Here is a 24,345-nt window from a genome sequence, read left to right as displayed (position 1 = left end):
ATGAAGGCGGTTCGGTTGGAGCGAGTGGGCAGCCTCGCCGTGTGCGAGGTCGAGAAACCGACCGCCGGGCCGAACGATCTGCTGGTGCGCATCGAGGCGTGCGGCGTCTGCGGCACCGACAGGCATCTTTTCCATGGTGAATTCCCGTGCACGCCGCCGGTGACGCTCGGGCATGAATTCTCCGGCATCGTCGAGGCGGTCGGACCTGCCGTATCCGGCTTTTCCGTCGGCGACCGCGTCACCGGCGATCCCAACATTGCCTGTGGCCGATGCGAGCATTGTCAGGCCGGCCGGGTCAATCTCTGCGGCAATCTACGCGCCATCGGCATCCATCGCGATGGCGGCTTTGCCGAATATCTTGTCCTGCCCCAGAAACAGGCCTTCGTCTTGCCAGGCGATCTGAAGCCTACGCATGGTGCTTTCTGCGAGCCGCTCGGCTGCTGCCTGCATGGCGTGGACCTTGCCGCGATCAAACCAGGCTCGTCGGTCGCGGTGCTCGGCGGCGGCGTGATCGGCCTGCTCACCGTTCAACTGGCAAAGCTCGCCGGTGCGACGACCATTATCTTGTCGACCCGTCAGGCCTCGCGGCGGGCTCTTGCCGAGCAATTTGGCGCAACGGCGACGCTCGATCCCAGCGCCTTCGATGTCATCGATGCGATCGTCGGCCGGTCGGGTTTGATGCCGGGCGGCGTCGACGTGGTGTTCGAATGCGCCGGCGTGAAAGACACTGTTGAGCAGGCGATGCGGCTGGCCAAAGCGGGCGGCACCGTCGTCGTCGTCGGCGTGATGCCGCAAGGCATGAAAGTGGCGTTCGAACCGTTCGATCTGCTGTTCCGTGAGTTGAAGGTCCTGGGTTCCTTCCTCAACCCCTTTACCCATCGCCGGGCCGCCAATCTTATCGCCTCGGGGACGATCGAAGTAGATCGGCTGATATCACGACAGGTCAGCCTCGACGAGGCGGTGGCGATCATTGCCAACCCGCCGGCGCCAGGCGAGGTCAAGGTCGTGGTGGTGCCCGACTGATCGCAAATGAATGCGCTACGGCGCCAGTGTTCCGAAAGGAACACTGGCGCCGCGAAGCAACAGGATCAGAGCTTGGCATTGCGCTGCTGGACCATCATGAAGGTGTCATAGTTGTACTCGGCCACCTGCGCCCAGAGATAATGCTCCTTGCGGAACGCCTTGATCGAATCCCAGATCTTCTTGAACGGCGCATTCGAGGCTTCCATCTCGGCATAGACTTCGTTGGCCTTTTCGAAACAGGCGGCCATGATCTCCTGGCTGAACGGGCTCAACTTGGCACCGCCGGCAACCAGCCGCTTAACCGCCGCCGGATTGAGATAGTCGTATTTCTGCAGCATGTTGGCGTCGGCCGCTTGAGCGGCAGTATGCACCAGCGACTTGTAAGCCGGCGAAAGTTCGTCGTATTTCGCCTTGTTGAACATCAGATGGACGGTCGGTCCACCTTCCCACCAGCCGGGATAGTAGTAATAGGGCGCAACCTTGTAGAAGCCGAGCTTCTCGTCGTCGTAAGGGCCGACCCATTCGGCGGCGTCGATCGTGCCTTTTTCCAACGCCGGATAAATGTCGCCACCGGCGATCTGCTGCGGAACCACCCCGAGCCTTTGCACCACTTTGCCGGCAAAACCACCGATACGCATCTTGAGGCCGGAAAGGTCGGCGACCGTTTTGATCTCCTTGCGGAACCAGCCACCCATCTGCACGCCGGTATTGCCGCCCGGCAGCCCGAACAGACCTTGCGTCGCCAGGAACTCGTTGAACAGATCGATGCCGCCGCCATGATAGTGCCAGGCGTTGATGCCGCGCGCGTTGAGCGAAAACGGAACCGCCGCTCCCAGCGCCCACGTCGGGTCCTTGCCCCAGTAATAATATGCCACGGTATGGCAGGCCTCGACCGTGCCGGCTGTGGTGGCATCGGCGGCCTGCAGGCCGGGAACGAGTTCGCCGGAGGCGAAGACCTGGACCTGGAAGTTGCCGTCGGTCGCCTCCGACAGCATCTTGGAAAACACTTCGGCGCCGCCATAGATCGTATCGAGCGACTTCGGGAAGGACGACGCCAGTCGCCAGGTCACTTTCGGATTGGACTGGGCGATGGCCGGCGCAGCAAGTGTCGCGGCAGCGGCCGCAGCGCCGAAACCGGTGGTGCCGGCCTTGCGGATGAACGAACGACGATCCATGAAGTTCCTCCCTTTTGGATCCACTGACCGACATTCGGGACACTTCGGCGCCCGGATCGGCTTCGAGCCGACAATACACAGGCAAGGAGTCGAGTCCAGCACGGCAGCCCGGTTTGAGTGGCGCATTTCGGGGAAATTCACGGCGTTGGGGCAGATCTTGCAACTATAGTCTAAGGTCGATTAACTGGCCTACGCGACACGCCGAAACTTGCCATGGAAATGCGCCTTCGGATCGCCTATTTTGCAGGCAGATAATTCGTTGCACCCGATGGGATCCGGACCAAATGCACCAGCCGCTCGTCGCCGTATCGACCGATGTCCGCCAGTTCGACAATTACACCTGGCATGCCGCGCCACAGCAATATCTCGAAGCGGCGCTTTCGGGTGCAGGCGTGTTCCCGCTGCTGGTACCGTCCTTCGGCGACCGGCTCGACTTCGACGAACTGCTTTCCGCCGTCGACGGCGTCATGGTCACCGGCTCCAAATCGAACGTTCATCCCTCGCTCTATGGCGGTGACGCCAGCGAAGCCAATGGTCCTTACGACTCCGCCCGCGACGCGACGACGTTGCCGCTGATCCGCCGGGCGGTGGAGCGCGGGGTGCCATTGCTCGCCATCTGCCGCGGCATCCAGGAGATGAATGTGGCGCTGGGTGGCACGTTGGCCACCGAAATCCAGGAACGCGCCGGTTCGCTCGATCATCGTGCGCCGGCAAGCGACAATCAGGACGAACGCTTCGCCATCCGCCAGAGCGTGGCGATAAAACCCGGCAGCTGCCTGGCCGGGGTCTTCGGCGCCGGCGATATCATGGTCAATTCGGTGCATCGCCAGGCCATCGACCGGCTTGGCCCAAAGCTGCAGGTCGAAGCGGTCGCCGCCGACGGCACTGTCGAGGCGGTTTCGGTGCGCGATGCACGGGCTTTCGCTGTCGGCGTCCAGTGGCATCCCGAATACTGGGTCAAATCGGACAGTATCTCGGTAAAGATATTTCGCGCATTCGGCGATGCGGTGCGCCTGCATCAGGCGGCGAAATCGGGTGTGCGCGCAGCCGCGGAATAGTCCTGCCGCGCTCGCTAGTTGCCGGCTGACGCCAGCGTCAGCAGCGGCAGCGCCGGCGCGTAGGATTCGTAACCATCGCCGTCGGCGACTGAGAACATGACGATCGGATCGGTGCCGTTGGCGCTGAAGGTGACCGTGCCGTCATCCTGCTCTCGCCAGAACTTCGCCTGCTCGACGCCGGGCAACACCCGGCGGCAATTTGCTGCGACCGTCAACAGCGACAGGCCTTGCGAAATCTCGGCGCCGCGGCTGACCGCACAAGACCCCTCGTTGCCATGGGCTACCAGCCTGTAGTTGCCGGATGAAAGCGGTGACTCACTGGCCGCACGGCTTTCACCGCTACCGGCGTAAAACAGCTGGGCGCTGCCGAACAGCACAGCGACTGCCATCAATGCAGGAAGCGTCTTCATCCTGGTTCTCCGCGCATTTCAAGCGCGCCGGTTCGAAGAGATCAGGGAGGCGCGCTTCATCTTGCTGTCATGTCCTGTCAGGCGGACATACACTGCGAGGGGACCAGAATGATTCCGAAGGGTTAAGCTGAAGTTAATAGATATGGCAGCCCGCTTACGGCCTTGCCTTGACATTTGCCGTCTCCGGCACCGGCGTCAGCGCCTTGCGCTGCGAAAACCACGAGACCAGATTGTCGACGCAAAGGTCGGCCATGGCGCGGCGCGTATGCTCGGACGCCGAGCCGACATGCGGCAAAAGCGAGGTGTTGGGCGCGGCAAGCAACGCCGCTGGCACATTCGGCTCGTCGGCAAAGACGTCTAGCCCGGCAGCGGCGATGCTGCCGCTGGCAAGTGCGGCGGCAAGGGCTGGTTCGTCGACCGTGCTGCCCCGGCCGATATTGACGAAGACGCCGTTCGGCCCAAGAGCCGAGAGAATTTCGGCATTGACGGCCTTTTCCGTCGAGGCCCCGCCGGGCGCCACCGAGATCAGCGTGTCGACCGCCTCGGCGAGACCTTTCAGCGTCGGGTGATAGTCATAGGACAGGCCTTCGACGCGGCGCCGGTTGTGATAGGCGATGGGCAGTCCGAAAGCATCGAGCCGCCGGGCAATGGCGAGGCCGATGCGGCCCATGCCGAAGATGCCGACATGGCGACCGCGCAAAGTCAGCCGGCTCAGCGGATAGTTGCCGTTGCTCAGCCAGCTTCCGTCGCGCAGCCAGGCCTCGGCGCGCGGCAGTTCGCGGACGGCATTGATCAACAGGCCGAGCGCCGTATCGGCGACCTCTTCGGTCAGCACATCCGGTGTGTTGGTGACCATGATGCCGCGCCGTGCGGCGTGGCGGATGTCGACCGAATCATAGCCGACGCCGAAATTGGCGATAATCTCGAGCTTTGGCAGCGCGTCCATCAACGCGGCGCTTATGCCGCCAAAGGCGGCTATGCCGCGCACCGTATGACGCATCTCGTCGGTGACCAGCGACGGATCGGCGCGTTCGATCCGGACGCGGCTGAACGCCCCGTCGATGCGGCCGACCGCATGGTCGTTGAACTGGCCCGGCACCAGAATGGTAACAGCTTGCTGTTCGGTTTTTGTCATGCACGTTCCACCGGTTTGCCGGTCGACTGGCGCACATGCAGTTCCGGCTTGATCAGTTCCTGCGACGGCCGCACCGTCTGTCCGTTGAGTTTGTCGAGCAGCGCGCTGGCGGCGCGGCGGCCAACCTCGCGCTGGCCGTTCCACACGGTAGTCAGCGCCGGCGTGGCGATCGCCGCTTCCTCGAGGTCGTCGTAGCCGGTAACCGAGATGTCGATGCCCGGCACCAGCCCGGCGCGGGCAATGCCATTCATCAGGCCGATGGCGACGAGGTCGTTCCAGCAGCAGGCCGCGGTCGGCCTGTCCTTCAGCGCCAGGAACTGCCCGGCCGCCTCGAAGCCGGCCTGCTTGGTGCGCGGGCCGGGGATGCGCCAGGACGGCCTGACCTCAAGCCCTGCCGCCTCCATGGCGTTGACATATCCCTGATAGCGGTCGCGGCCGGTCGACGTCTGGTCGGTACCGCCGATCATGGCGATGCGCTTGTGGCCAAGCGAGATCAGATGGTTGGTGGCAAGCCCGGTGCCATAGGCGTCGTCGCCGCGAAACACCGGCACGTCGGCACCTTCGACGGTGCGTGCAATCAGCACTGCCGGGAGACCGTTCTCCTCGGCCAAGATTATGTCTTCGGGCGGCGTGCCGATGGCCGGCGACATGATGACCCCGTCAGCGCCAAGCTGCAGAAGCGTGTCTATGAAAGTGCGTTGTTTCTCGAGCTGGTCGTAGTGGTTCGACAGGATGAAGGTTTGCCGGCTGCGGTCGAGCTCGCTCTCTATCGAACGCAATATCTCGGCAAAGAACGGGTTCATGATGTCGTGGACGACGACGCCGACTATGCCCGAGCGCGAGGTGCGCAGGCTGGCGGCGCGGCGGTTGTAGATATAGCCGATGGCGCGTGCATGTTCCTTGATGCGATCGCGGGTGCCGCCGGCGACCAGCGGGCTGTCGCGCAAGGCCAGCGAGACCGTGGCCGTGGACACGCCGAGCGCATCCGCGATGGTCGAAAGCTTGATCTTCTGTGCCAGCGCCCTGCGCTCCCGAAGCAATTTAAACTGTTTAAAGGCCGGCTCTTATGCCATCGATTCCGAGCAAATCAAAGTTTTTTTGCCAGCGCTTCCGCCTCCGCGCCCAGCGTTGCGCGGTTGCGCAAGCGGAGCCGGTGCTCGCGGTGAACGATGTAGAGGCCGCTGGCGACGATGACTGTGGCACCGGCCAGCGTCCAGCGATCGGGAAACTGGTTGAAGACGATCAGGCCGGAGATGATCATCCAGATCATCTGCGAATAGGGATAGGGAGCCAGGGCCGTGGTGGTGGCAAGGCGATAGGCCTGCACAAGAAGCCAATGACCGATGGCGCCGAAGACGCCAAGCATCAGCAATATGAACCAGTGCCAGCCATCCTGCGGCAGCGAAGGCGAAAACGGCAGTGTCGGCAGCAGCAGCACGGCCGGCGCCAGCGCCGAAAACAGGATCAGGCTTTCCGAGGTTTCCGTAGCCGACATGCGGCGCGTCATGATGACGTAGAAACTGTTCGATAGCATCGAGCCGAGCGCAAAGAGATGGCCGACGCCAAAAACGCCGACGCCCGGCCGGGTGATGATGAGGACGCCGACAAAGCCGCTCATGATGGCCAGCCAGCGCCGCCAGCCAGCCCATTCGCCGAGCAACGGACCGGCAAGCGCGGTGATCACCATCGGGCCGAAGAAGTAGATCGAGGTGGTTTCCGCCAGTTGCAGCGTCCGCAGCGCCAGAATGTTGAACATCGTCGATCCGAACAGGAGCAGACCGCGCGTGATGTGCGCCGGCAGGTTGGCGGGACGAAAGCGCAGCGGCTCGCGCCATCCGCGCAGAAAGACGCCGACGATCAGCACATGGACCGCGAAGCGGGTCCAGGCGACGATCAGCGCCGAGACGCCGGCCAGCACAAGGTACTTGCTGCTGGTGTCGAGGAAGGTGAAAAACACATAGACGGAAAGCATGCACACGATCGCCGCTGGCGATGTCGCGCTTTCGTCATGTCTTGGGGGAGCATTCAATTTCAGGCCGGACGGGAAGCAAGGCGGTCCCTCACCAATGCGGTAATTGTCGCCTGCGGGCAAGCCAAAACAGGCTGGCACAACGACAGCCGCCGACAGGCTCAGTTTGTTTCCCAGTGGCCGACCTAGTGGCCGACGACTCAGGCGTGCATGCGGGCGCCCTTGGTGATCTTGTCGACGAGCTTCTTTTCGGCGCGAAGCGCGATGCCGACCACCTTGGCATCCTCCGGCGCAAATTCGGCAAAGACGGCGCGGTTGGCCAGATCATACCCGGTCGAAAACATTTCCTCGACATAGAGCGAAACCGTCACACCACGCTCCAGCGCCCGCCTCTGGATCGCGACGAGCGTCTGGCCGTCCGCCGAAAGCACGATGACCGGCTGGATCGACAGCGGGTTGTAGATATTGCCGGCGCGATCACGGTAGGGGTCGCCGATAATGTCGGGAAATTGCGCGACGATGCCGCTGGTCAGAAAGGCGGTGACATTGAGCTTTTGCCAGACGGGAAGATCATCCTTGAGGACGATTGCAAATTTCGTATCGAACATGCGACAGTTTCCAATCCGAAAAGGGGGCCAATCCGAGGCTGCGAGTGAAGTTATGGCGCACGATCTAGACCGGGAAGCCTTTCAGGGTCTTGGACGTTTGTGCGTGGATGCAGCCGAGAACTGCATCGTACCGGCACCCGGTGCTGCCGGGATGGAACGCATCGAGGCCCGGTTCCACGGCAATGCCTTCGATCTCCATCGCCACGACACCTATGCGATCGGGGTGACGCTTTATGGCGTGCAGCGCTTCCGCTATCGCGGCCAAATGCACAAGAGCTTGCCCGGCCAGATAATTATCCTTCATCCCGACGAACTGCACGATGGCGGTGCCGGCACCGAAGACGGCTTGCGATACAGAATGCTCTATTTGGAGCCGTCCCTGATGCTCGATTGTCTCGGCGGCGGATCACTGCCATTCGTCGGGAATGCCGTGGTGACAGACCGCGATCTCCGCGCGACGCTGCTTTCGGCGCTCGGGCCGCTGGATCAGGAACTGGACGAGCTGTTTGTCGTCGATTTCATGACGCAGCTTATGCAAAGCCTGGCCCGGCACGCCGGTCAGCCGGCGAAACCGGTAGCGAAAACGGCGTGGCGCGCCGCCAGCCTGGCGCGCGACTATCTGGAGGAAAATGTCGCGCGGATTGTACGTTCAGACGAATTGGAGGCGATAACCGGATTGGACCGTTATGCCCTTTCGCGGCATTTCCGCGCCACCTTCTCCACCAGCCCGCACCGGTTCCTGGTGATGCGCCGGCTTCAGCGGGCCCGTCGGATGATCGAAGCCGACGAGCCGCTGGCGCAAATCGCCATCGCAGCCGGCTTCAGTGATCAAAGCCATTTCAATCGGCATTTCAAGAAGGCGTTCGGCGTCACACCGGGACGCTGGTCGGCACTGACGCGGCGGCCGTCAGCGGCGAACGCGTGAGCTATTCAAGCATCTTGTCTTCGATATCCAGTTCGTCATCCGGGAGCACCATTTCGCCGTTCGACAGGTTCGCCTCGACGCGGGCAAGCAGCTTGAACAGCGCTTTCTGGTCCTTCTTGTCGAGACCCTTCAATGCCTGCTTTTCGGTCTTCTTCACCGACTTCTCGATGGCGTGGATGATTTCGCGACCGGTGTCGGTGAGGAAAATATGCGCCTGGCGGGCATCGGCGGACGAGGCCCGCTTCTCCAGAAAGCCCTGCGCCTGCAGCCGGTTGATGGTCTTGGTGATGGTCGGCGGACGCACGCCGAGGCGGCCGGCAAGGTTGCCGGGCGTCTGCCCGTCCTCGCGGTCGAGCGCCAGCATGATCTGGTCCTGGCCGGCATAGAAACCATGCGCTAGAAGCCGGGCGGCGAGCGCCGTGCGCGCCAGCCGCGCCGCCGAATGCAGCCGGCTCATTGTTGCAGTCTTGTCCGCCTTGGCCATGCTCATCCCTCCTCGGCCGAACCGGAGCGGACAGCATAGAAGCAGGCCGCCGGTTGGCAATGACGATCGAAAACATTCCGGCTCGGAAAATAGCTTTGCCGGCAAGCTTCGCGGTGTTCGCCGTGGCTAATGCCAGATGTTTATTTCAGTTAGATGACAAACGACTTTCCGCAATGGCTGGATGGGGACGTGACGAGGCGTTCTCAACCGGCTTTCACCGCGACCACCATCAACGCCTGATAGGCGTCCGCCATTTCCCGCAGCGCTGCCTGCGACAGCAGCCCGGCCTGCCGCGCAATGCCGTCCCGCGCGTTCGATGTATCGCGTTTGCCGGGGCGATCTTTATAGGGCGCGACGGTGGCGAATATCTGCTCGCTGAGGCTGTCGGGGAAGAACATCTGGCCGGTCATCACCGAGCGGTCGTCGGGAAAGATCTTGAAATGGATGTGGGTGGTGCGGCCACGATACCAGCCGGGATAGATGGTGGCGAAAGAAGCGATGCCGCTTTCATCGGTTCTCTGCCAGCCGCGGAGAAAGCTCTGGCCGGACGTGTCGATATCCTGCCCGTCGCCCTGTCCGGGATATCCGGAATAGGCGCCCTGGGCATCGCAATGCCAGATATCGACGCGTGCGCCGGGAAGCGGGCGGCAGGCGGCGTCGACGATTTGCAGCCGCACATTGAGGGCGATGCCCTTCTTGCCCTCGGTGATGTCGGCGCGTTCGAGCTTCGGGTCGAAATAGAACGGCCCTTCGGTGACCTCGGGCGTGATGGCGCAGACGCCGGCACCGGCCTCGAACAAAGCAAGCCCGGCATAGGGCGAAACCTGCCCGGCCCTTGCACCGGCGGGCAGGAATATGCCGCCAGCGGTAACCGCAACGAGACCGAGCGCCTGCCGACGGCTCAGTGGCAAGGACTTGTCGGACATCTGGCGCCTCTTCAACGCGAACAGCTCCGTAAATGACCCCGCCTGTCTAGGGCCCGCTGTCAGGCGGCGCCAATGAAAGTTCGGTAATGTGAGGAAAGTTCGGCAATACCAGCCCCTCTTTGGCCCACCGGTTTGCCTCGTGCAAAAGCCGAGCACACATCCTATATGGAGCCGACAATCCCTATTCGAGGCACAATATGAGCGACGCACAGACGCAGATCCCCGTAACCGTCCTCACCGGCTATCTCGGCGCCGGCAAGACGACACTGCTCAACCGCATCCTTTCGGAAAACCATGGCAAGCGCTACGCCGTCATCGTCAATGAATTCGGCGAGATCGGCATCGACAACGAGCTGATCGTGGAATCCGACGAGGAAATCTACGAGATGAACAATGGCTGCGTCTGCTGCACCGTGCGCGGCGACCTGATCCGCGTCGTCGAAGGCCTGATGCGCAGGCCTGGCCGCTTCGACGCCATAGTGGTTGAGACCACAGGCCTCGCCGATCCCGTGCCGGTGGCGCAGACCTTCTTCATGGACGACGACGTGCGTTCCAAGACCAGGCTCGATGCGGTGGTGGCGCTGGTCGACGCCAAGCACTTGCCGCTGCGCCTCAAGGATTCCCGCGAGGCCGAGGACCAGATCGCCTTTGCCGATGTCGTCGTGCTCAACAAGACCGATCTGGTCACCCCCGAAGAGCTGAGCAAGGTGGAGGCGACGATCCGCGCCATCAACCCGGCGGCACGAATCCATCGCACCACGCGCGCCAGCGTGGCGCTGTCCGAGGTGCTCGATCGCGGTGCGTTCGACCTGTCCCGGGCGCTGGAGAACGATCCGCACTTCCTCGAGGCGCATGACGATCACGACCATCATGATCATGACCACCATCACCATGATCACGACGGCCATGATCACCACGATCATGACGGGCATCATCATGCGCACCCTTCCGACATCCATGACGTGACTGTGCAGTCGGTGTCGCTGCGCGGCGGCGAGATGGACCCGAAAAAGTTCTTCCCGTGGATCGAGAAGGTCACCCAAATGGAAGGCCCGAACATCCTGCGGCTGAAAGGGATCATTGCGCTGAAAGGCGATGACGAGCGCTATGTCATCCAGGGTGTGCACATGATCATCGAGGGCGACCACCAGCGCGCCTGGAAGGACAACGAGAAGCACGAGAGCCGGCTGGTGTTCATCGGCCGCGAACTCGACGCCGAGCGACTGAAGACAAGCTTCGAGGCCTGCCAGGCCGCTTGATTTAGCTGCCCTTTCTTCCTTCTGAGAGAAGTGCAGCCTAAACGCTGGCGGTCTCTCCTCACCACGATCCGAAGCACGGGTTGAGACCCGCAGCTCAACCCCTTAAGGGTGAGGCAGCAGAAATCTCGAACGGAATGATCTCTCATGCCGACAGTCGCCCCGCTCGATCTCGAAGGCCACTGCCTCGCCGCCGTGTTTCTCGGCGACGTGCCGCATTTTGCGCTGGCCGACGGCACAATCCATCGGCTCGACCATGGCCACAAGACGGTGCAGGCCAATGACGGAATGCTCGCCGCCTTCCATGATGCGGCAAACGACCGACTGATCACCGGTGGTGAGGACGGCAGGATCTTTGCCGTGACCCCAGGCGGCAATACAACGGAATTGGCGACCGCAGGCAAAAAATGGATAACCAGCGTCGCCGCCGGGCCGCAAGGCGCTGTTGCCTATGCTTCGGGCAAGATTGCCTATGTGCGTTTTGCCGACGGCAAGACCAGGGAATTCTCGCATCCGCGCTCGGTCGAGGGGCTGGCCTTCTCGCCCAAAGGCATGCGCTTCGGCGTTGCCCGCTACAATGGCGCGACGCTGCACTTCCCGGCTGCCGACGGCAAGCCGGTCGAGCTCGAATGGGCCGGCGCCCACACCGGCATCACCTTCTCGCCGGACGGCGGCTTCGTCGTCACCTCCATGCAGGAAAACGCGCTGCATGGCTGGAAGCTCGCCGACGGCAAGCACATGCGCATGTCCGGCTACCCCGGCAAGGTGAAAAGCCTGTCGTGGAGCGCCAAGGGCAAATGGCTGGCGAGTTCCGGCGCACCGGCGGCGATCGTCTGGCCGTTTTCGGGCAAGGACGGGCCGATGGGCAAGGCGCCGCTGGAACTCGGCACGCGCGGCAATGCGATGGTCACCTCCGTCGCCTGTCACCCGAGCCAGGACGTCGTTGCTATCGGCTATGATGACGGGATGGTGATGGCGGTGCGCTTCGCCGACGCCAAGGAAGTGCTGTTGCGCCGGCCCGGCAAGGGCGCCGTCACTTCGATGATGTGGGACAAGGAAGAGCGCCGCGTCGCCTTTGGCAGCGCTGCTGGCGACTGCGGCGTCATCGATATTTCGGCGTAGCCTGTTACTTACTCGGCTCCGCAAGATACTTTGCCGGTCAATTCAGCCTGCTTGCCGTCCTTTTCGGCCTCGGCCGTTCCATCATAGATTGAGAGCAAATAGCGGCCGTCATAGACGCCTTCGTCGCTGGCCTTGGTCAGGATCGCCAGTTCGACGTAGCCGTAGGCGTTTTCGACCTGCCGTTCGTGGTAGACGAGCAGCCGCAATTCCTTGTTGTCGAGCCAATATTGCGTGAGGTTCTGATCCTCGAACACCGTCTTGCGCAGACTGTCGGCAGCCGGCCTGCCCAGAATCTCGAGCTCACCGCTAAAATTGAAGGTCGGCCCGCCCATGCCTCTGGTGACCCCGGCACCGATCTGAAATTTGACGGCTGCATCCTCGGCGGAACACCAGATGCCGCCGGACGCCAGAGCCGCACCAACCGACGACAGCAGCGTTGTTGCGCAGACGGTCGCCCGCACCATCTTATGCCCTCCAGCCGAAGTACCATTGGCGCCCGAAGGCGGCTCGCGGTCAAGCGCCTGTTTTCATTCAAATGACCGCTGACCCAACACAGGGCAGCCGCCCGGCCAATTGCGGTAGCGGCCGCCGATTGTCTAATGTGCGACTGAGAGGGCCGCCATGAACGTCATGAACCATGCAAAGACTTCCATCGGCGGCATCGGCCCGGCCCGGATCGCCGAGTTGCGCGCGACCGAGGCAGAAGTCTTCTGCCGGGCGCGGCCGAAATCGATGGCGAAAATCGGCAATGGCCTGCCCGGCTTCTTCGGCGGCGTGCCGATGCATTGGATGAACGACTGGCCGACGCCGTTCCCGATCCTTGTCGATAGTGCCAGGGGCGCCATCATCAGAGATATCGACGGCAACCGGCTCGACGATTTCTGCCTTGGCGACACCGGTTCGATGTTCGGTCATTCGCCGCCGCCGGTCGCACGCGCCATCCGCAGGCAGGCCGGACGCGGCCTGACCTACATGCTGCCTGCCGAGAACGCGCTCGCCATCGGGCCGCTGCTGCAGCAGCGTTTCGGCTTGCCGTTCTGGCAGATCGCGACGACGGCGACCGACGCCAACCGCTTCGCGCTGCGGGTTGCCCGCGCCGTTACCGGCCGGGAGAAGATACTGGTCTTCAACGGCTGCTATCATGGCTCGGTCGACGAGACGATGGTGCGGCTGGTCGCCGGGAAAGCGGTGAATCGACCGGGACTGGCCGGCGAGTTCCGCGACCTGACGCGGGCGACTGATGTCGTCGAGTTCAACGATCTGCCGGCGCTCGACGCGGCACTCCGGGGCAACGATGTCGCCTGCGTCATCGCCGAGCCGGTGCTGACCAATTCCTGCATGGTGCTGCCCGAAGCCGGCTTTCATGATGGCTTGCGGCGTCTCACCCGTGCGACCGGCACGCTGCTTCTAATCGACGAGACGCATACAATCTCGACCGGTCCCGGCGGCTATACAAGCAAATACGGGCTGGAGCCGGACCTGTTCGTGCTAGGCAAGCCGATTGCCGGCGGCGTACCGGCGAGCGTCTGGGGCATGAGCGAAGACGTTGCGGCCCGCTATGCCGCTTATATCAGCCGGAAAGAGCCCGGCTACTCCGGCATGGGGACAACGCTGTCGGCCAATCCGCTGCAATTCGCAGCGATGCGCGCCACGCTCGAATATGTCATGACCGACGAGAACTACAGCCATATGGACAATCTGGCGCGGCGGCTCGACGCCGGGCTGACCGCCGTCATCGATCGCTATCGTCTGCCCTGGCATGTTGCTCGCGTCGGTGCCCGTGTCGAGTTCATCTGCGCGCCGGGCCCGCTGAGGAACGGCGGCGAAGCGGAGGCTGCGCACGTGCCGGAGCTCGAGGCGGCAATCCATGTCGCGCTGGTCAATCGCGGCGTGCTGATCGCACCCTTCCACAACATGATGCTGATCTCTCCTGCGACCAGCGCCGCCCAGGTGAACCGGCTGATCACTGCCTTCGGCGCGGTTGCGGCAAAGCTTACGGCGTGAGACAAGCTTGCGGCATGAAACAAGCGCCCAAGCAAAGTTTGAACCTGGTCACGGCATCCCCTTCGGGCTCGACGCCCGCCGAGGCGCTGGCCTTTCTCGACGCTCATCCCGAGATCGAAGCGTTCGACATCGTGCTGACCGACGCCAATGGCGTCGGGCGCGGCAAGATCGTGCGCCGGCATGAGTTGATGAGCATCTTCGAGGGGGGCCGGCACATGCCGATCTCGATCCTCGGCCTCGACATCACCGGCGAGGATGTTCACGAGACCGGGCTGATCTGGACGACGGGCGACGGCGACCTGCGGGCGTGGCCGATCCCCGGCACACTGGTGCCGCTGTTCGGCACCCAGCCGCCGCGCGGTCAGGTGCTGATGGCGATGTACCATCTCGATGGCCAGCCGATGTCGTCCGACCCGCGGCTGGCACTCGCCCGCCAGGTAGACATCCTCGCGGCCCAGGGCCTGCATCCGGCCGGCGCCTTCGAGCTCGAATTCTTCCTGCTCGCCAACGAGCGCGACGCCGAAGGCAAGGTGCAGCCGGCGCACGCGGTGCTTGACGGACGCCGCTCGGCCAAGACTGAGGTCTATTCCGTCGACCATCTGCACGGCATGGAGCCGCTGTTTTCCGACATCTACGCCGCAGCCAAGGTGCAAGGCATCCCGGCCGAGACGGTCATCTCGGAATATGCGCCCGGCCAGTACGAGCTGACGCTCAACTACCGCAAGGATGTGATGCGGGCGGCCGACGATCTCGTCATGCTCAAGCGACTGGTGCGGGCGCAGGCGCGCCGTCATGGTGTCACCGCTTGCTTCATGGCCAAGCCGATCGAGAAATATGCCGGCTCGGGCATGCATTTTCACGTCTCGCTGCTAGACGATGCCGGCAAGAATGTCTTTGCCGAAACCGGCGGCGAAAGCTGGTCGCTGCCGCTGCTGCGCGGCCTCGGCGGACTGATCCAGACGATGGCGGAATCGATGCTGGTCTTCGCGCCGCACGCCAATTCATGGCGGCGCTTCGTCTCGCAATCCTATGCGCCGGTGGCGCCGACCTGGGGCGTCAACAACCGTTCGGTGGCACTGCGTGTGCCGGCCGGCGATGCCAGGAACCGCCGCATCGAGCACCGGCCATCGGGCGTCGACGCGAATCCTTACCTGGTGGCGGCAACGGTGCTGGCCGGTGTCGTCAAAGGCCTCGACGAGGGCCTCGATCCCGGTCCCGAAACCACCGGCAATGGCTACGAATCAGCCGTCACGCGCACGACGATGCCGGTCGACTGGCGTGCCGCGATCGAGGCGGCAAGGGCGTCGACCTTCCTCAAGGGCGCATTGGGCGAAGACCTGCACCGGACGTTCGTGGCGATCAAGCAGTCGGAATATCTGCGCGTGGCGCGCACGGTCAGCGAACTGGATTATCACCTCTATCTGCACGAGGTGTAGGGCATCACATCGTCGGCCATCCGCCGGTGAAGGCCCATGCGGAATAATTTCAGCGGAACCTTCGGCGGGCTTTGCTCATTGCGTGTCTGATTGCAGGAGCGAGCAAGGCCGCCTTAGTCATGATCGCCAGGATGCAGACAACCCCGACGCCGCACCATGCCAAAGTGCAGGCAAGACGCTTGCCTGCAAGCAAGTCTCCGGAAACGACAGAAATCGACGCCAGGACGATTCCTGAACTGCGCGAAACGGCCAAGATCTGCCGCCGCTGTCCGCTATGGCACGACGCCACGCAGACCGTGTTCGGTGAAGGCCCTGATAAAGCCAAGGTGATCTTCGTCGGCGAACAGCCGGGCGACCAGGAGGACCTGGCGGGCAAGCCCTTCGTCGGTCCGGCGGGCAAGGTGTTCGACGCGATCCTGGACGATGCCGGCGTCGATCGGCTGAAAGTCTACGTCACCAACGCAGTCAAGCATTTCAAGTTCGAGCCGCGCGGCAAGCGGCGCATCCACTCCAAGCCGAACGCCGGCGAGGTGCAGGCTTGTCGCTGGTGGCTCGACAAGGAAATCGATCTGATCAAGCCCAATCTGGCGGTGGCGCTCGGCGCAACGGCGGCGCAGGCGCTGCTCGGCAAGGTGGTGCCGATCATGAAGATGCGCGGGGCCGTCGTGGAGCGTGACGATGGCTTGCGTGTCTTCGTCACCATCCACCCGTCCTTCATCCTGCGCATTCGCGAGCCGGCGGACAGGCAGGCAGAACGCGACCGGTTCCTGCAGGATATGAGAGCGGTGAAAAAGCTGATGGCCGCCTGAGCTATTTGATCAATATCGCCCTGAGATCGTTGACGTTTGTGCCGGTCGGACCGGGTACGAAAAGGTCATCTACGGCATTGAATGCCGTCCAGGCGTTGTTGCCGGCAAGCATGGCCTTGGCATCGATGCCCGCCTTATGCATCCGCGACACTGTCGAGCCGTCGGCGAAGGCGCCGGCATTGTCTTCCGAACCGTCTATGCCGTCGGTGTCGGCGGCCAGTGCGTGGACGCCCGCCAGGCCGCTGATCCCAATGGCGAAGGCGAGCAGGAATTCCGAGTTGCGGCCGCCTTTGCCTTTCGCGCGCAAGGTCACGGTCGTCTCGCCGCCCGACAGGATCAGCACCGGTTTTGCGAATGGCCGGTTGCGCGTCGCCACTTCGCGCGCGATTGCAGCGTGGACGCCGCCGACCTCACGCGCCTCGCCCTCGATGGAATCGGAGAGAATGACCGCTTCGATACCTTGGTACCTGGCTTCGGCCGCAGCCGCTTCCAGCGATACGCCGGCCGAGGCGATCAGATGTACCTCGTTGCGCGAAAAACGCGGATCATCGACGCGCGGTGCATCGGCGGCCGGCGAATTGATGTGCGCCATCACTGAAGCCGGTAGTTTCATGTCATAGGCGGCGATCGACGCTAATGCATCTTCGCGGCTGCCGGAATCGGGAACGGTCGGGCCGGAAGCGACCAGCGCCGGGTTATCGCCCGGAATGTCGGAGACCACCAGCGACACCACCTTGGCTGGATAGGCAGCGGCTGCCAGCCTGCCGCCCTTGATCGTGGAAAGGTGTTTGCGGATGGTGTTCATCGCGGCGATCGGCGCGCTGGAGGCGAGCAGCGCCTCGTTGACGGCGATCTCATCGGCCAGCGTCAGACCTTCGGCAGGTGACGGCAGCAGCGCCGAGCCGCCGCCCGAAATGAGCGCCACGACGAGGTCGTCCGCAGTCAGTCCCTGGATCTTTTCGAGCAGCCGCCGGGAAGCTTCGAGCCCCGCGCCATCCGGCACCGGATGCGCCGCCTCGATGATCTCGATGCGCCGGCAGGCCGCGCCATAGCCGTAGCGGGTGACGACCAGCCCTTCGATCGGCCGGTCCCACACTTTCTCGAAAGCCGCCGCCATCTGCGCCGAGCCTTTTCCTGCACCGATGACGATGGTCCGGCCCTTCGGCCTTGCCGGCAAATGATCCTTGATCGTCCTCTGGGGATCCGCGGCGGCAACGGCGGCGTTGAAGATCGAAATGAGAAAGGACTTGGGATCGAGCGCGGTCATACTGAGGTACCACGGACGCTGTGCGAGCTTCTGCGGCGTTTGCGCTGCCCCTCACCGTTACCCTCTCCCCGCAGAGAGACGGCAAGAGGGGATCGCCAGCGTTGGAGCGTTTCCCTTGTCCCCGTCACTACGCGGGGAGAAGGTGCCGGCAGGCGGATGAGGGGCAGCGCCAACGTCACGATGTTGCTTCCGGCGGCAGGACCAACTCCTGGCTATCGACGCCCAAGTAGCTACACAACGTATCGACGACCACCCCGTGGTCCTCGCGCTCCGGTAGACCGGAGACGGCGATCACGCCGATGACGCCAGCGCCCTTGACAGTGATGGGAAAGCCGCCACCGGCCAGCACATAGTCGGCAACGTCCAGCCCTTCGCCGGGCTTGAAGCTGCGGTCGGGGCGCTGCTGCTCCAGCACAATGCGGTAGGTGCTTTTCAGGAACCGCCGCACGACGTTGATCTTGCGCCGCGCCCAGTCCGGATTGGAGGCGTTCGAGCCGGGCATTGCCGCATAGAACAGCGGCCGGTCGAAAGTTCTGATATCGACGATGATTGGCAGGTTTTCCTTGAGAGCCCGGTCGCGCATCGCCGAGCCGATCTCGAAAGCGACGGCTTCGTCGAAGGCCGAAAAGACAAGCGTGGCTTCCTGTTTCTTGATCAGAGCGATGTCGTCCGCAACGGCCATGTCGTTCCCCTGTCGATCTCGCCTGTTGCTTTGGCGGATGGCTGCCGCCCGGTCAAGCCGGCCGCATACGACGGCTAAACCGCTATATCCGCCTTGGCCGCCCGGCCGGCGACATAGACCTCGCGCACGGCGCGGTCATCGCCGAGCGTCTGCAGCAGAAACAATTCCTCGGCGAGCGTGTCCGCCGTCTCCACCCGCAGCCGCATCGCCGGCGTGGCGCGGGCGTCGAGCACGATGATATCGGCGTCGCTGCCTTCCTCCAGGGTGCCGATCTTTTCCGCAAGCGACAGCGCCTCGGCATTACCGCGGGTCAGCTGCCAGAAGGACTGGAACGGATTGAGCTTCTCGCCGTTCAGCGCGATCACCTTGTAGCCCTCGTCCATGGTGCGCAGCATCGAATAGTTGGTGCCACCGCCGACATCGGTGGCTGCGGCGATGCGAAGCGGCTTCTCGCGGCGGCTATAGCGCTGATAATCGAACAGGCCCGAGCCGAGAAACAGGTTGGAGGTCGGGCAGAACACCGCCACCGAGCCGCTATCCGAAAGCGCATCCGCCTCGCGCTCCGACAGGTGGATGCAATGGCCGAACAGGCTTCTGCGCCCGAGCAGCCCATAGTGTTCGTAGATGTCGGTGTAGTCCCGCGTCTGCGGGTATAATTGCTGCGTGAAGGCGATCTCGGCGTGGTTTTCCGACAGATGCGTCTGCATGTGCAGATCAGGATATTCGCGGCAGAGCGCGCCCGCCATCTCCAATTGCTCGGGCGACGAGGTGATGGCGAAGCGCGGCGTGATGGCATAGTGCTGGCGCCCCTTGCCGTGCCACTCATCGATCAACGCCTTGCTGTCGTCATAGCCCGATTGCGGCGTGTCGAGCACGCCGTCCGGCGCGTTGCGGTCCATCATCACCTTGCCGGCGATGTTGAGCATGTTGCGGTCGTGCGACTCTGCAAAGAACGCTTCGGCAGATTCCTTGTGTACCGAGCAATAGGCCGCGACTGTCGTGGTGCCGTGGCGCAACACTTCATCCAGGAACAGCCTGGCGATACGGCGGCCATGCTGGGCGTTCTGGAATTTGGTCTCTTCCGGAAAAGTATAGGTGTTCAGCCAGTCGAGCAGTTCGGCGCCGAAGGAAGCGATGACCTGCATCTGCGGAAAATGTGCATGCGCATCGATGAACCCGGGCAGCAGCAGATGTGGCCTGTGGTCGACCTTTTTTGTTCCCTCGCCCGCCTTTTTCTCGACCTCGGCATAGGCGCCAGCGGCAACGATCCTTCCGTCGCGCATCAGCAGGCCGCCATCTTGCTCGTAGCGCCAGGCGGAATGGTCGTCGATGGTTTCTGGCCAGCGCAAAAACGACAGCGTGCGGCCGCGCAGCAGCGTGCTGGTCATGCTATTTCCCCGCGCCTTCGAACCAGGCTACCAGCAGTGCCCGTTCCTTGTCGGTGATCTGGGTGACGTTGGCGGGCGGCATGGCGTGGCTGCGTCCGGCCTGCAGGTAGATCTCGCCGGCGTGCTCGGCGATGCCGGCATCGGTATCGAGCATCACGCCCTTAGGCGCGTGGTAAATGCCCTCGTAGGACGGCTCCGCCGCATGGCACATCGAACAGCGGCCAAGCACCGTATCACGCACGGCGGGAAAGTGCGCCGAGGCGACGTAGACCTGTGCCGCCGAGGACGTTTTGACCTCGCCGGTCAGCAGCTTCGGTGCCGTCGACAGCCAGATGATGACGACGAACAGGACGGCGGCGGCCAGCCAGGTCCAGGTCGGATTGCCTTTGCGCGCGTGCCTGGTATTGAAATAGTGCCGGATCAGCACGCCGATGATGAACACCAGCGAGGCAATGACCCAGTTGAACTCTGTGCCGAACGCCAGCGGATAATGGTTCGACAGCATCAGGAACAAAACCGGCAGCGTCAGGTAATTGTTGTGCAGCGAGCGCTGTTTGGCGATCTTGCCGTATTTCGGATTGGGCTTACGGCCAGCGATCAGGTCGGCGACGACGATCTTCTGGTTGGGGATGATGACCATGAAAACGTTGGCCGACATGATCGTCGCGGTGATGGCGCCGAGATGCAGGAAGGCGGCGCGGCCGGTGAACAGGTGGGTCAGTCCCCAGGCCATGAATACCAGCACCCCATACAGCACCAGCATCAGGCCGGTGTCGCTGTTGCCGAGCGGCGAACGGCACAAGAGATCGTAGACCACCCAGCCGACGCCGATCGTCGCCAGCGACAGCAAGATGCCTGTAGGCACCGACATGGCAAGGACATTCGGATCGATCAGGAACAGGTCCGCCCCGGCATAGTAGACGACGCACAGCATGGCGAAGCCCGACAGCCAGGTGGCGTAGGATTCCCACTTGAACCAGGTCAGATGCTCGGGCATCTCAGCCGGCGCCACCAGATATTTCTGCACATGGTAGAAGCCGCCGCCATGCACCTGCCATTCCTCGCCGAAGGCTCCGGCAGGCATGCCCGGACGCTGGCGCAGCCCGAGATCGAGCGCGACGAAATAAAAGGACGATCCAATCCAGGCGATACCGGTGACGACGTGCAGCCAGCGCACGGCGAAACTCAGCCAATCCCAGAATATCGCGAAATCCATCATGAAAAAATCGTCCCTGCCGATCCACTGACTTTACGGACTGGAGCGCAAACGGAAAGGGCCGAGCTGCACGATGACTTTCAAAAAAAATTGGAAAATACTAGGCTGATCATACGCAGCCACATGAGAGCCACGGAAGCCGCATGGCCTATCTCGACAACATCGCCGTTTTCGTCCGCGTCGTCGAGCTCGGCAATTTGTCGGCGGCTGGGCGCGACATGCGCATTTCGCCCGCGGTCGCCTCTAACCGGATCAAGGAGCTCGAGAAGCACCTGGGCGTCAGGCTGTTCAACCGCACGACGCGACAATTGATGCCGACCGAGCACGGCACCGTGTTCTACTCTGGCGCCAAGCAGGTGCTGGAGGCGGTCACCGAGGCGGAAGCGGCGGTCAGCGCGCTATCCGGCCAGCCGCGCGGCACCATAAAGGTGACAGCGCCGCTCGGCCTCGGGCGGCGGCTGGTAGCATCCGGAATCCCGGATTTCCACGACAGGTACCCAGATATCGAGGTGCGGCTCCGGCTTTCCGATCACAATGTCGATATCATGAAGGAAGGCATCGACGTTGCGTTCCGGCTGGGCATCATCGAGGATTCCAGCCTCAGGATGCGCGGCATCATGGACTGCGAACGCGTGCTGGTAGCGGCTCCACAATATCTGGACGTGCGCGGCGAGCCGACCGAGCCGCAGGAGTTGATCGGCAAGAAACACGATTGCCTGATGCTGCGCTATTCCGGCGCGCGCGAATATGTCTGGACGCTGCAGACGCCGAATGGGCCGCAAAAGTTCGAGGTGCACGGCCCCTACGATACCGATGATGGCGACGTGCTGACCGGCTGGGCGCTGTCCGGCCGCGGTATCATCAACAAGCCGCGCTTCGAGGTCGAGCCGTTTATCCGCGACCAGCGGCTGAAGGTGATCCTGAGCAATACGCCGCCGACGCCGGTGCAGTTCGCCGCCGTCTACCCGCACAAGAAGCTGCAGGATCCGAAGGTGCGGCTGCTGCTCGATTTCATGGCCGAGCGCTGCCAGCGGCTGATCAGGGATATTCTGGCCGGCAAATGATCGCTGGCTGGCCGGTTGCTTTCCGTCCAGCCGGCGAGATAATTCTCAAGGAATCTCGCTCAACAGGGAAAAGCGATGGCCAACGGCGCCACAATGTGTCTCGCCGTTTCACTGTCTCCGGAAGCCGCTCCTTCCCATCCGCCCGACGCCGGCCCGGACTTCAGTCTGCTGACGCGGTTCGTGCAAGAAGCCGAAGCGGCCGGTCTGGATATGGTGTTGCTCGGCGATTCCGCGCCGGTTGCAGGCGGGCTGAACCGGCAAATGCGCTTCGAAGCAACGACCTTGGTGGCGGCCCTGGCGACGGTGACAAGCAGGATCGGCCTCGTCGCTGCCGCGTCGACGGTCGCCCACCAGCCCTATAATCTCGCGCGCCGTTTCGCCTCGCTCGATATCATCAGCCATGGCCGCACCGGCTGGAACACGAGCATGATGCCCGACCCGCGCGAGGCCGCCAATTTCAGCCGGCCGGAAGGGTTTTCCTGCGACGATTTCCGCCTGCGCGCCGATGAATTCATCGGCATCGTGCAAGGCTTGTGGAAAGGCTGGGACGCAGACGCGCTGCTGTTCGACAAAGTTGGCGGCCGCTTCTTCGATCCCGAGAAGATGCACCTTCTCGACCACAAGGGCGAATACTGTTCCGTGCGCGGGCCGCTCAACGTGGCGCGGTCGCCGCAGGACACGCCGGTGCTGGTCATGTCCGGCCTGTCCGAGCCCGCCATGTATATCGCCGCCCGCACCGCCGATGTCGTCCTGCTGGATGAGCCATCGATCGAGCCGGCGAAGGCTGGCGATCTGAAGCGCCGTGCGCTTGCCTTCGGGCGCAGGCCGGAGGCGCTGAAAGTGCTGATGAACGTTACCGGCAGCGCCGAAATAACCGCCGCGCCGGACCTGTTTGCGGACAGCCTCGAAGAGTGCTTTCGCTCGAAAGCCTGCGACGGCTTCAACATCGCCATGCCGTTCACATCGGCGCTCGACGATTTCGTCGGTCTCGTGCTGCCGGAGCTTCGCCGCCGCGGCCTTGTCCAGTCCGGCTACAGCGCGGCGACACTGCGCGCCCATCTCGGGCTTGCAGGGGAGGATCGGCAATGAGCGCCGGTCGAGGCCAGATGAAGCTCGGCGCCTTCCTGTGGGCGACAGGCCACCACATCGCCGCCTGGCGCCATCCGCAGGCGCATGTCACGGCCGGCATCGACATCGATCATTACATCCAGCTGGCGCGGACGGCGGAAGCGGCAAAGTTCGACATGATCTTCTGCGAGGACGCCGCCGGCGTGCGCGAGGCCAATGTCAACATCGCCAGCCAAACGTCGCGCTCGATCGGCTTCGAGCCGATCAGCCTGCTTGCCGCGCTCGCCGTCCAGACGGCGCGCATCGGCCTCGTCTCCACGGCGTCGACGAGCTATAACGAGCCTTACGGGCTGGCGCGAACCTTCCTGTCGCTCGACCATCTGAGCGGCGGCCGTGCCGGCTGGAACCTTGTCACTTCCGCCAGCCAGATCGAGGCCGCCAATTTCGGCTCGACCGGTCTGCGCCCGCATGCCGACCGCTATGAACGGGCGCGCGAATTCGCTGCCGTGGTCGCTGGCCTTTGGCAAGGCCAGGGCGGACACGAAGGCAGAAGCTTTTCGGTGCGCGACCCGCTTGATCTGCCGCGCTCGCCACAAGGTGCGCCGGTCATGGTTCAGGCGGGAGCGTCGGACGAAGGCCGCGATCTCGCCGCCCGGACCGCCGATGTGGTGTTCACTGCGGCGCAGACATTCGAGGAGGGGAAGGCCTTCTACGACGACCTCAGGGGACGGCTGGCGGCCTATGGGCGCGAGCCGGACGACCTCAAGATCATGCCTGGCGTCGCGCCGGTCGTCGCGGCAAGCGAAGCGGAAGCCCGGGCAAAACATGATGAACTGCAGGAGCTGATACCGGACGATGTCGGTGTCGCGCTGCTTTCCAGCTATCTCAGCATATCCGATCTCGCGCGCTATCCCATCGACGGACCGCTGCCCGAGCTGCCGGCCAGCGAAGGCATGCAGAGCCGGCAGGCGCTCGTCATCGAGCAATCACGCCGCGACAAGCTGTCCATTCGCCAGCTTGCCCGTCATTTCGCCGGCGCGCGCGGCCATTGGCGCGTCGTCGGAACGCCCGCCCAGATCGCCGACCAGCTCGAGGCACGCTTCGAGGGCGGCGCCGCAGACGGTTTCAACGTCATGCCATCCTATTTTCCCGGCGAACTCGAAGCCTTTGCCACACTAGTCGTGCCGGAGCTGCAGCGGCGCGGGCTGTTCCGGAAGGATTATGAAGGCAGCACGCTGCGCGACCATCTGGGCTTGAAAAGGCCGGCGTAAACGACGAGCGGAACGAAAGTCGGAGATCGCCGTTTTGGGATGCTGTGCC

The 24,345-nt window shown here is 63.3% G+C and carries 24 protein-coding genes; 11 read left to right on the top strand and 13 right to left on the bottom strand.

The window, feature by feature from the left end; genetic code table 11:
- On the top strand, nucleotides 1–1,023 hold the full coding sequence (locus NKJ81_RS10350; RefSeq protein ID WP_352540377.1) for a zinc-dependent alcohol dehydrogenase family protein: 1,023 nt from the start codon (nucleotides 1–3) through the stop codon (nucleotides 1,021–1,023).
- 65 nt (nucleotides 1,024–1,088) lie between these two features.
- On the opposite strand, the gene NKJ81_RS10345 is transcribed toward NKJ81_RS10350, so the two are convergent.
- Nucleotides 1,089–2,198, bottom strand: coding sequence for a TRAP transporter substrate-binding protein (locus NKJ81_RS10345; RefSeq protein WP_352540376.1), 1,110 nt, complete (start codon nucleotides 2,196–2,198; stop codon nucleotides 1,089–1,091).
- Between the two features lie 284 nt (nucleotides 2,199–2,482).
- Here NKJ81_RS10345 and NKJ81_RS10340 point away from each other — a divergent pair, with 284 nt between their 5' ends.
- Nucleotides 2,483–3,256, top strand: coding sequence for a gamma-glutamyl-gamma-aminobutyrate hydrolase family protein (locus NKJ81_RS10340; RefSeq protein WP_352540375.1), 774 nt, complete (start codon nucleotides 2,483–2,485; stop codon nucleotides 3,254–3,256).
- Between the two features lie 14 nt (nucleotides 3,257–3,270).
- Here NKJ81_RS10340 and NKJ81_RS10335 read toward each other — a convergent pair whose 3' ends face one another.
- From NKJ81_RS10335 to NKJ81_RS10315, 5 genes are all read right to left on the bottom strand, one after another.
- Nucleotides 3,271–3,666, bottom strand: coding sequence for a hypothetical protein (locus NKJ81_RS10335; RefSeq protein ID WP_352469876.1), 396 nt, complete (start codon nucleotides 3,664–3,666; stop codon nucleotides 3,271–3,273).
- A 154-nt stretch (nucleotides 3,667–3,820) separates the two neighbouring features.
- Entirely contained in the window at nucleotides 3,821–4,801 is a 981-nt protein-coding gene (locus tag NKJ81_RS10330) for a 2-hydroxyacid dehydrogenase (protein ID WP_352540374.1), read from the bottom strand.
- Nucleotides 4,798–5,820, bottom strand: a complete 1,023-nt coding sequence (locus tag NKJ81_RS10325; RefSeq protein ID WP_352540495.1) for a LacI family DNA-binding transcriptional regulator — start codon at nucleotides 5,818–5,820, stop codon at nucleotides 4,798–4,800. Before NKJ81_RS10325 ends, NKJ81_RS10330 begins: the two co-directional genes overlap by 4 nt.
- Before the next feature lie 68 nt (nucleotides 5,821–5,888).
- A complete protein-coding gene (locus NKJ81_RS10320) occupies nucleotides 5,889–6,773 on the bottom strand; it encodes a DMT family transporter (RefSeq protein WP_352540373.1) in 885 nt (294 codons plus the stop codon).
- A gap of 197 nt (nucleotides 6,774–6,970) precedes the next feature.
- Nucleotides 6,971–7,378, bottom strand: coding sequence for a DUF2000 family protein (locus tag NKJ81_RS10315; protein ID WP_352540372.1), 408 nt, complete (start codon nucleotides 7,376–7,378; stop codon nucleotides 6,971–6,973).
- A gap of 52 nt (nucleotides 7,379–7,430) precedes the next feature.
- On the opposite strand from NKJ81_RS10315, the gene NKJ81_RS10310 reads away from it, so the two are divergent.
- Nucleotides 7,431–8,303: an AraC family transcriptional regulator gene (locus tag NKJ81_RS10310; protein ID WP_352540371.1), complete on the top strand. Its 873-nt coding sequence runs from the start codon at nucleotides 7,431–7,433 to the stop codon at nucleotides 8,301–8,303.
- A 1-nt stretch (nucleotide 8,304) separates the two neighbouring features.
- Here NKJ81_RS10310 and NKJ81_RS10305 read toward each other — a convergent pair whose 3' ends face one another.
- Together NKJ81_RS10305 and NKJ81_RS10300 are read right to left on the bottom strand one after the other, a co-directional pair.
- Complete coding sequence (locus NKJ81_RS10305; RefSeq protein WP_254816029.1) at nucleotides 8,305–8,787, bottom strand: MarR family winged helix-turn-helix transcriptional regulator; 483 nt, start codon at nucleotides 8,785–8,787, stop codon at nucleotides 8,305–8,307.
- Between the two features lie 203 nt (nucleotides 8,788–8,990).
- Nucleotides 8,991–9,713, bottom strand: coding sequence for an intradiol ring-cleavage dioxygenase (locus NKJ81_RS10300; RefSeq protein WP_352540370.1), 723 nt, complete (start codon nucleotides 9,711–9,713; stop codon nucleotides 8,991–8,993).
- Between the two features lie 197 nt (nucleotides 9,714–9,910).
- Here NKJ81_RS10300 and NKJ81_RS10295 point away from each other — a divergent pair, with 197 nt between their 5' ends.
- Both NKJ81_RS10295 and NKJ81_RS10290 read left to right on the top strand, forming a co-directional pair.
- Nucleotides 9,911–10,972, top strand: a complete 1,062-nt coding sequence (locus tag NKJ81_RS10295; RefSeq protein WP_352540369.1) for a CobW family GTP-binding protein — start codon at nucleotides 9,911–9,913, stop codon at nucleotides 10,970–10,972.
- Between the two features lie 144 nt (nucleotides 10,973–11,116).
- On the top strand, nucleotides 11,117–12,091 hold the full coding sequence (locus NKJ81_RS10290; RefSeq protein ID WP_352540368.1) for a WD40 repeat domain-containing protein: 975 nt from the start codon (nucleotides 11,117–11,119) through the stop codon (nucleotides 12,089–12,091).
- 8 nt (nucleotides 12,092–12,099) lie between these two features.
- Here the strand turns inward: NKJ81_RS10290 and NKJ81_RS10285 are convergent, their stop codons facing one another.
- Nucleotides 12,100–12,555 (bottom strand): hypothetical protein, encoded by a 456-nt coding sequence (locus NKJ81_RS10285; RefSeq protein WP_352540367.1) that lies wholly within the window; start codon nucleotides 12,553–12,555, stop codon nucleotides 12,100–12,102.
- A gap of 157 nt (nucleotides 12,556–12,712) precedes the next feature.
- On the opposite strand from NKJ81_RS10285, the gene NKJ81_RS10280 reads away from it, so the two are divergent.
- The 3 genes from NKJ81_RS10280 (at nucleotide 12,713) to NKJ81_RS10270 (ending at nucleotide 16,340) form a co-directional block, all read left to right on the top strand.
- Nucleotides 12,713–14,095, top strand: coding sequence for an aspartate aminotransferase family protein (locus NKJ81_RS10280; RefSeq protein ID WP_352540366.1), 1,383 nt, complete (start codon nucleotides 12,713–12,715; stop codon nucleotides 14,093–14,095).
- 14 nt (nucleotides 14,096–14,109) lie between these two features.
- A complete protein-coding gene (locus NKJ81_RS10275; protein WP_352540365.1) occupies nucleotides 14,110–15,531 on the top strand; it encodes a glutamine synthetase family protein in 1,422 nt (473 codons plus the stop codon).
- Between the two features lie 86 nt (nucleotides 15,532–15,617).
- Nucleotides 15,618–16,340: a UdgX family uracil-DNA binding protein gene (locus tag NKJ81_RS10270; protein WP_352470171.1), complete on the top strand. Its 723-nt coding sequence runs from the start codon at nucleotides 15,618–15,620 to the stop codon at nucleotides 16,338–16,340.
- 1 nt (nucleotide 16,341) lies between these two features.
- On the opposite strand, the gene NKJ81_RS10265 is transcribed toward NKJ81_RS10270, so the two are convergent.
- The 4 genes from NKJ81_RS10265 to NKJ81_RS10250 form a co-directional block, all read right to left on the bottom strand.
- Nucleotides 16,342–17,607 carry a glycerate kinase type-2 family protein gene (locus tag NKJ81_RS10265; protein WP_352469865.1) on the bottom strand — a complete coding sequence of 422 codons (1,266 nt, stop codon included), beginning with the start codon at nucleotides 17,605–17,607 and terminating at the stop codon, nucleotides 16,342–16,344.
- A 175-nt stretch (nucleotides 17,608–17,782) separates the two neighbouring features.
- Complete coding sequence (locus tag NKJ81_RS10260; protein WP_352469864.1) at nucleotides 17,783–18,289, bottom strand: heme-degrading domain-containing protein; 507 nt, start codon at nucleotides 18,287–18,289, stop codon at nucleotides 17,783–17,785.
- Nucleotides 18,290–18,363: 74 nt separating this feature from the next.
- A complete protein-coding gene (guaD, locus tag NKJ81_RS10255; RefSeq protein ID WP_352469863.1) occupies nucleotides 18,364–19,677 on the bottom strand; it encodes a guanine deaminase in 1,314 nt (437 codons plus the stop codon).
- Between the two features lies 1 nt (nucleotide 19,678).
- Complete coding sequence (locus NKJ81_RS10250) at nucleotides 19,679–20,896, bottom strand: urate hydroxylase PuuD (protein WP_352540364.1); 1,218 nt, start codon at nucleotides 20,894–20,896, stop codon at nucleotides 19,679–19,681.
- Nucleotides 20,897–21,036: 140 nt separating this feature from the next.
- On the opposite strand from NKJ81_RS10250, the gene NKJ81_RS10245 reads away from it, so the two are divergent.
- The 3 genes from NKJ81_RS10245 to NKJ81_RS10235 all read left to right on the top strand — a co-directional run bounded on the left by NKJ81_RS10245 (nucleotide 21,037) and on the right by NKJ81_RS10235 (nucleotide 24,296).
- Nucleotides 21,037–21,957 carry a LysR family transcriptional regulator gene (locus tag NKJ81_RS10245; protein ID WP_352452229.1) on the top strand — a complete coding sequence of 307 codons (921 nt, stop codon included), beginning with the start codon at nucleotides 21,037–21,039 and terminating at the stop codon, nucleotides 21,955–21,957.
- Between the two features lie 75 nt (nucleotides 21,958–22,032).
- Nucleotides 22,033–23,046, top strand: a complete 1,014-nt coding sequence (locus NKJ81_RS10240; RefSeq protein WP_352540363.1) for an LLM class flavin-dependent oxidoreductase — start codon at nucleotides 22,033–22,035, stop codon at nucleotides 23,044–23,046.
- Nucleotides 23,043–24,296, top strand: coding sequence for an LLM class flavin-dependent oxidoreductase (locus NKJ81_RS10235; protein WP_352540362.1), 1,254 nt, complete (start codon nucleotides 23,043–23,045; stop codon nucleotides 24,294–24,296). Before NKJ81_RS10240 ends, NKJ81_RS10235 begins: the two co-directional genes overlap by 4 nt.
- Nucleotides 24,297–24,345 lie beyond the last annotated feature (49 nt).

The sequence above is a fragment of the Mesorhizobium sp. M0018 genome (assembly GCF_040323955.1).
Taxonomy (GTDB): Bacteria; Pseudomonadota; Alphaproteobacteria; order Rhizobiales; family Rhizobiaceae; genus Mesorhizobium.
The sequence above is the reverse complement of the archived record's forward strand: the minus strand, read 5'-3'. Positions and strand labels throughout refer to the sequence as shown.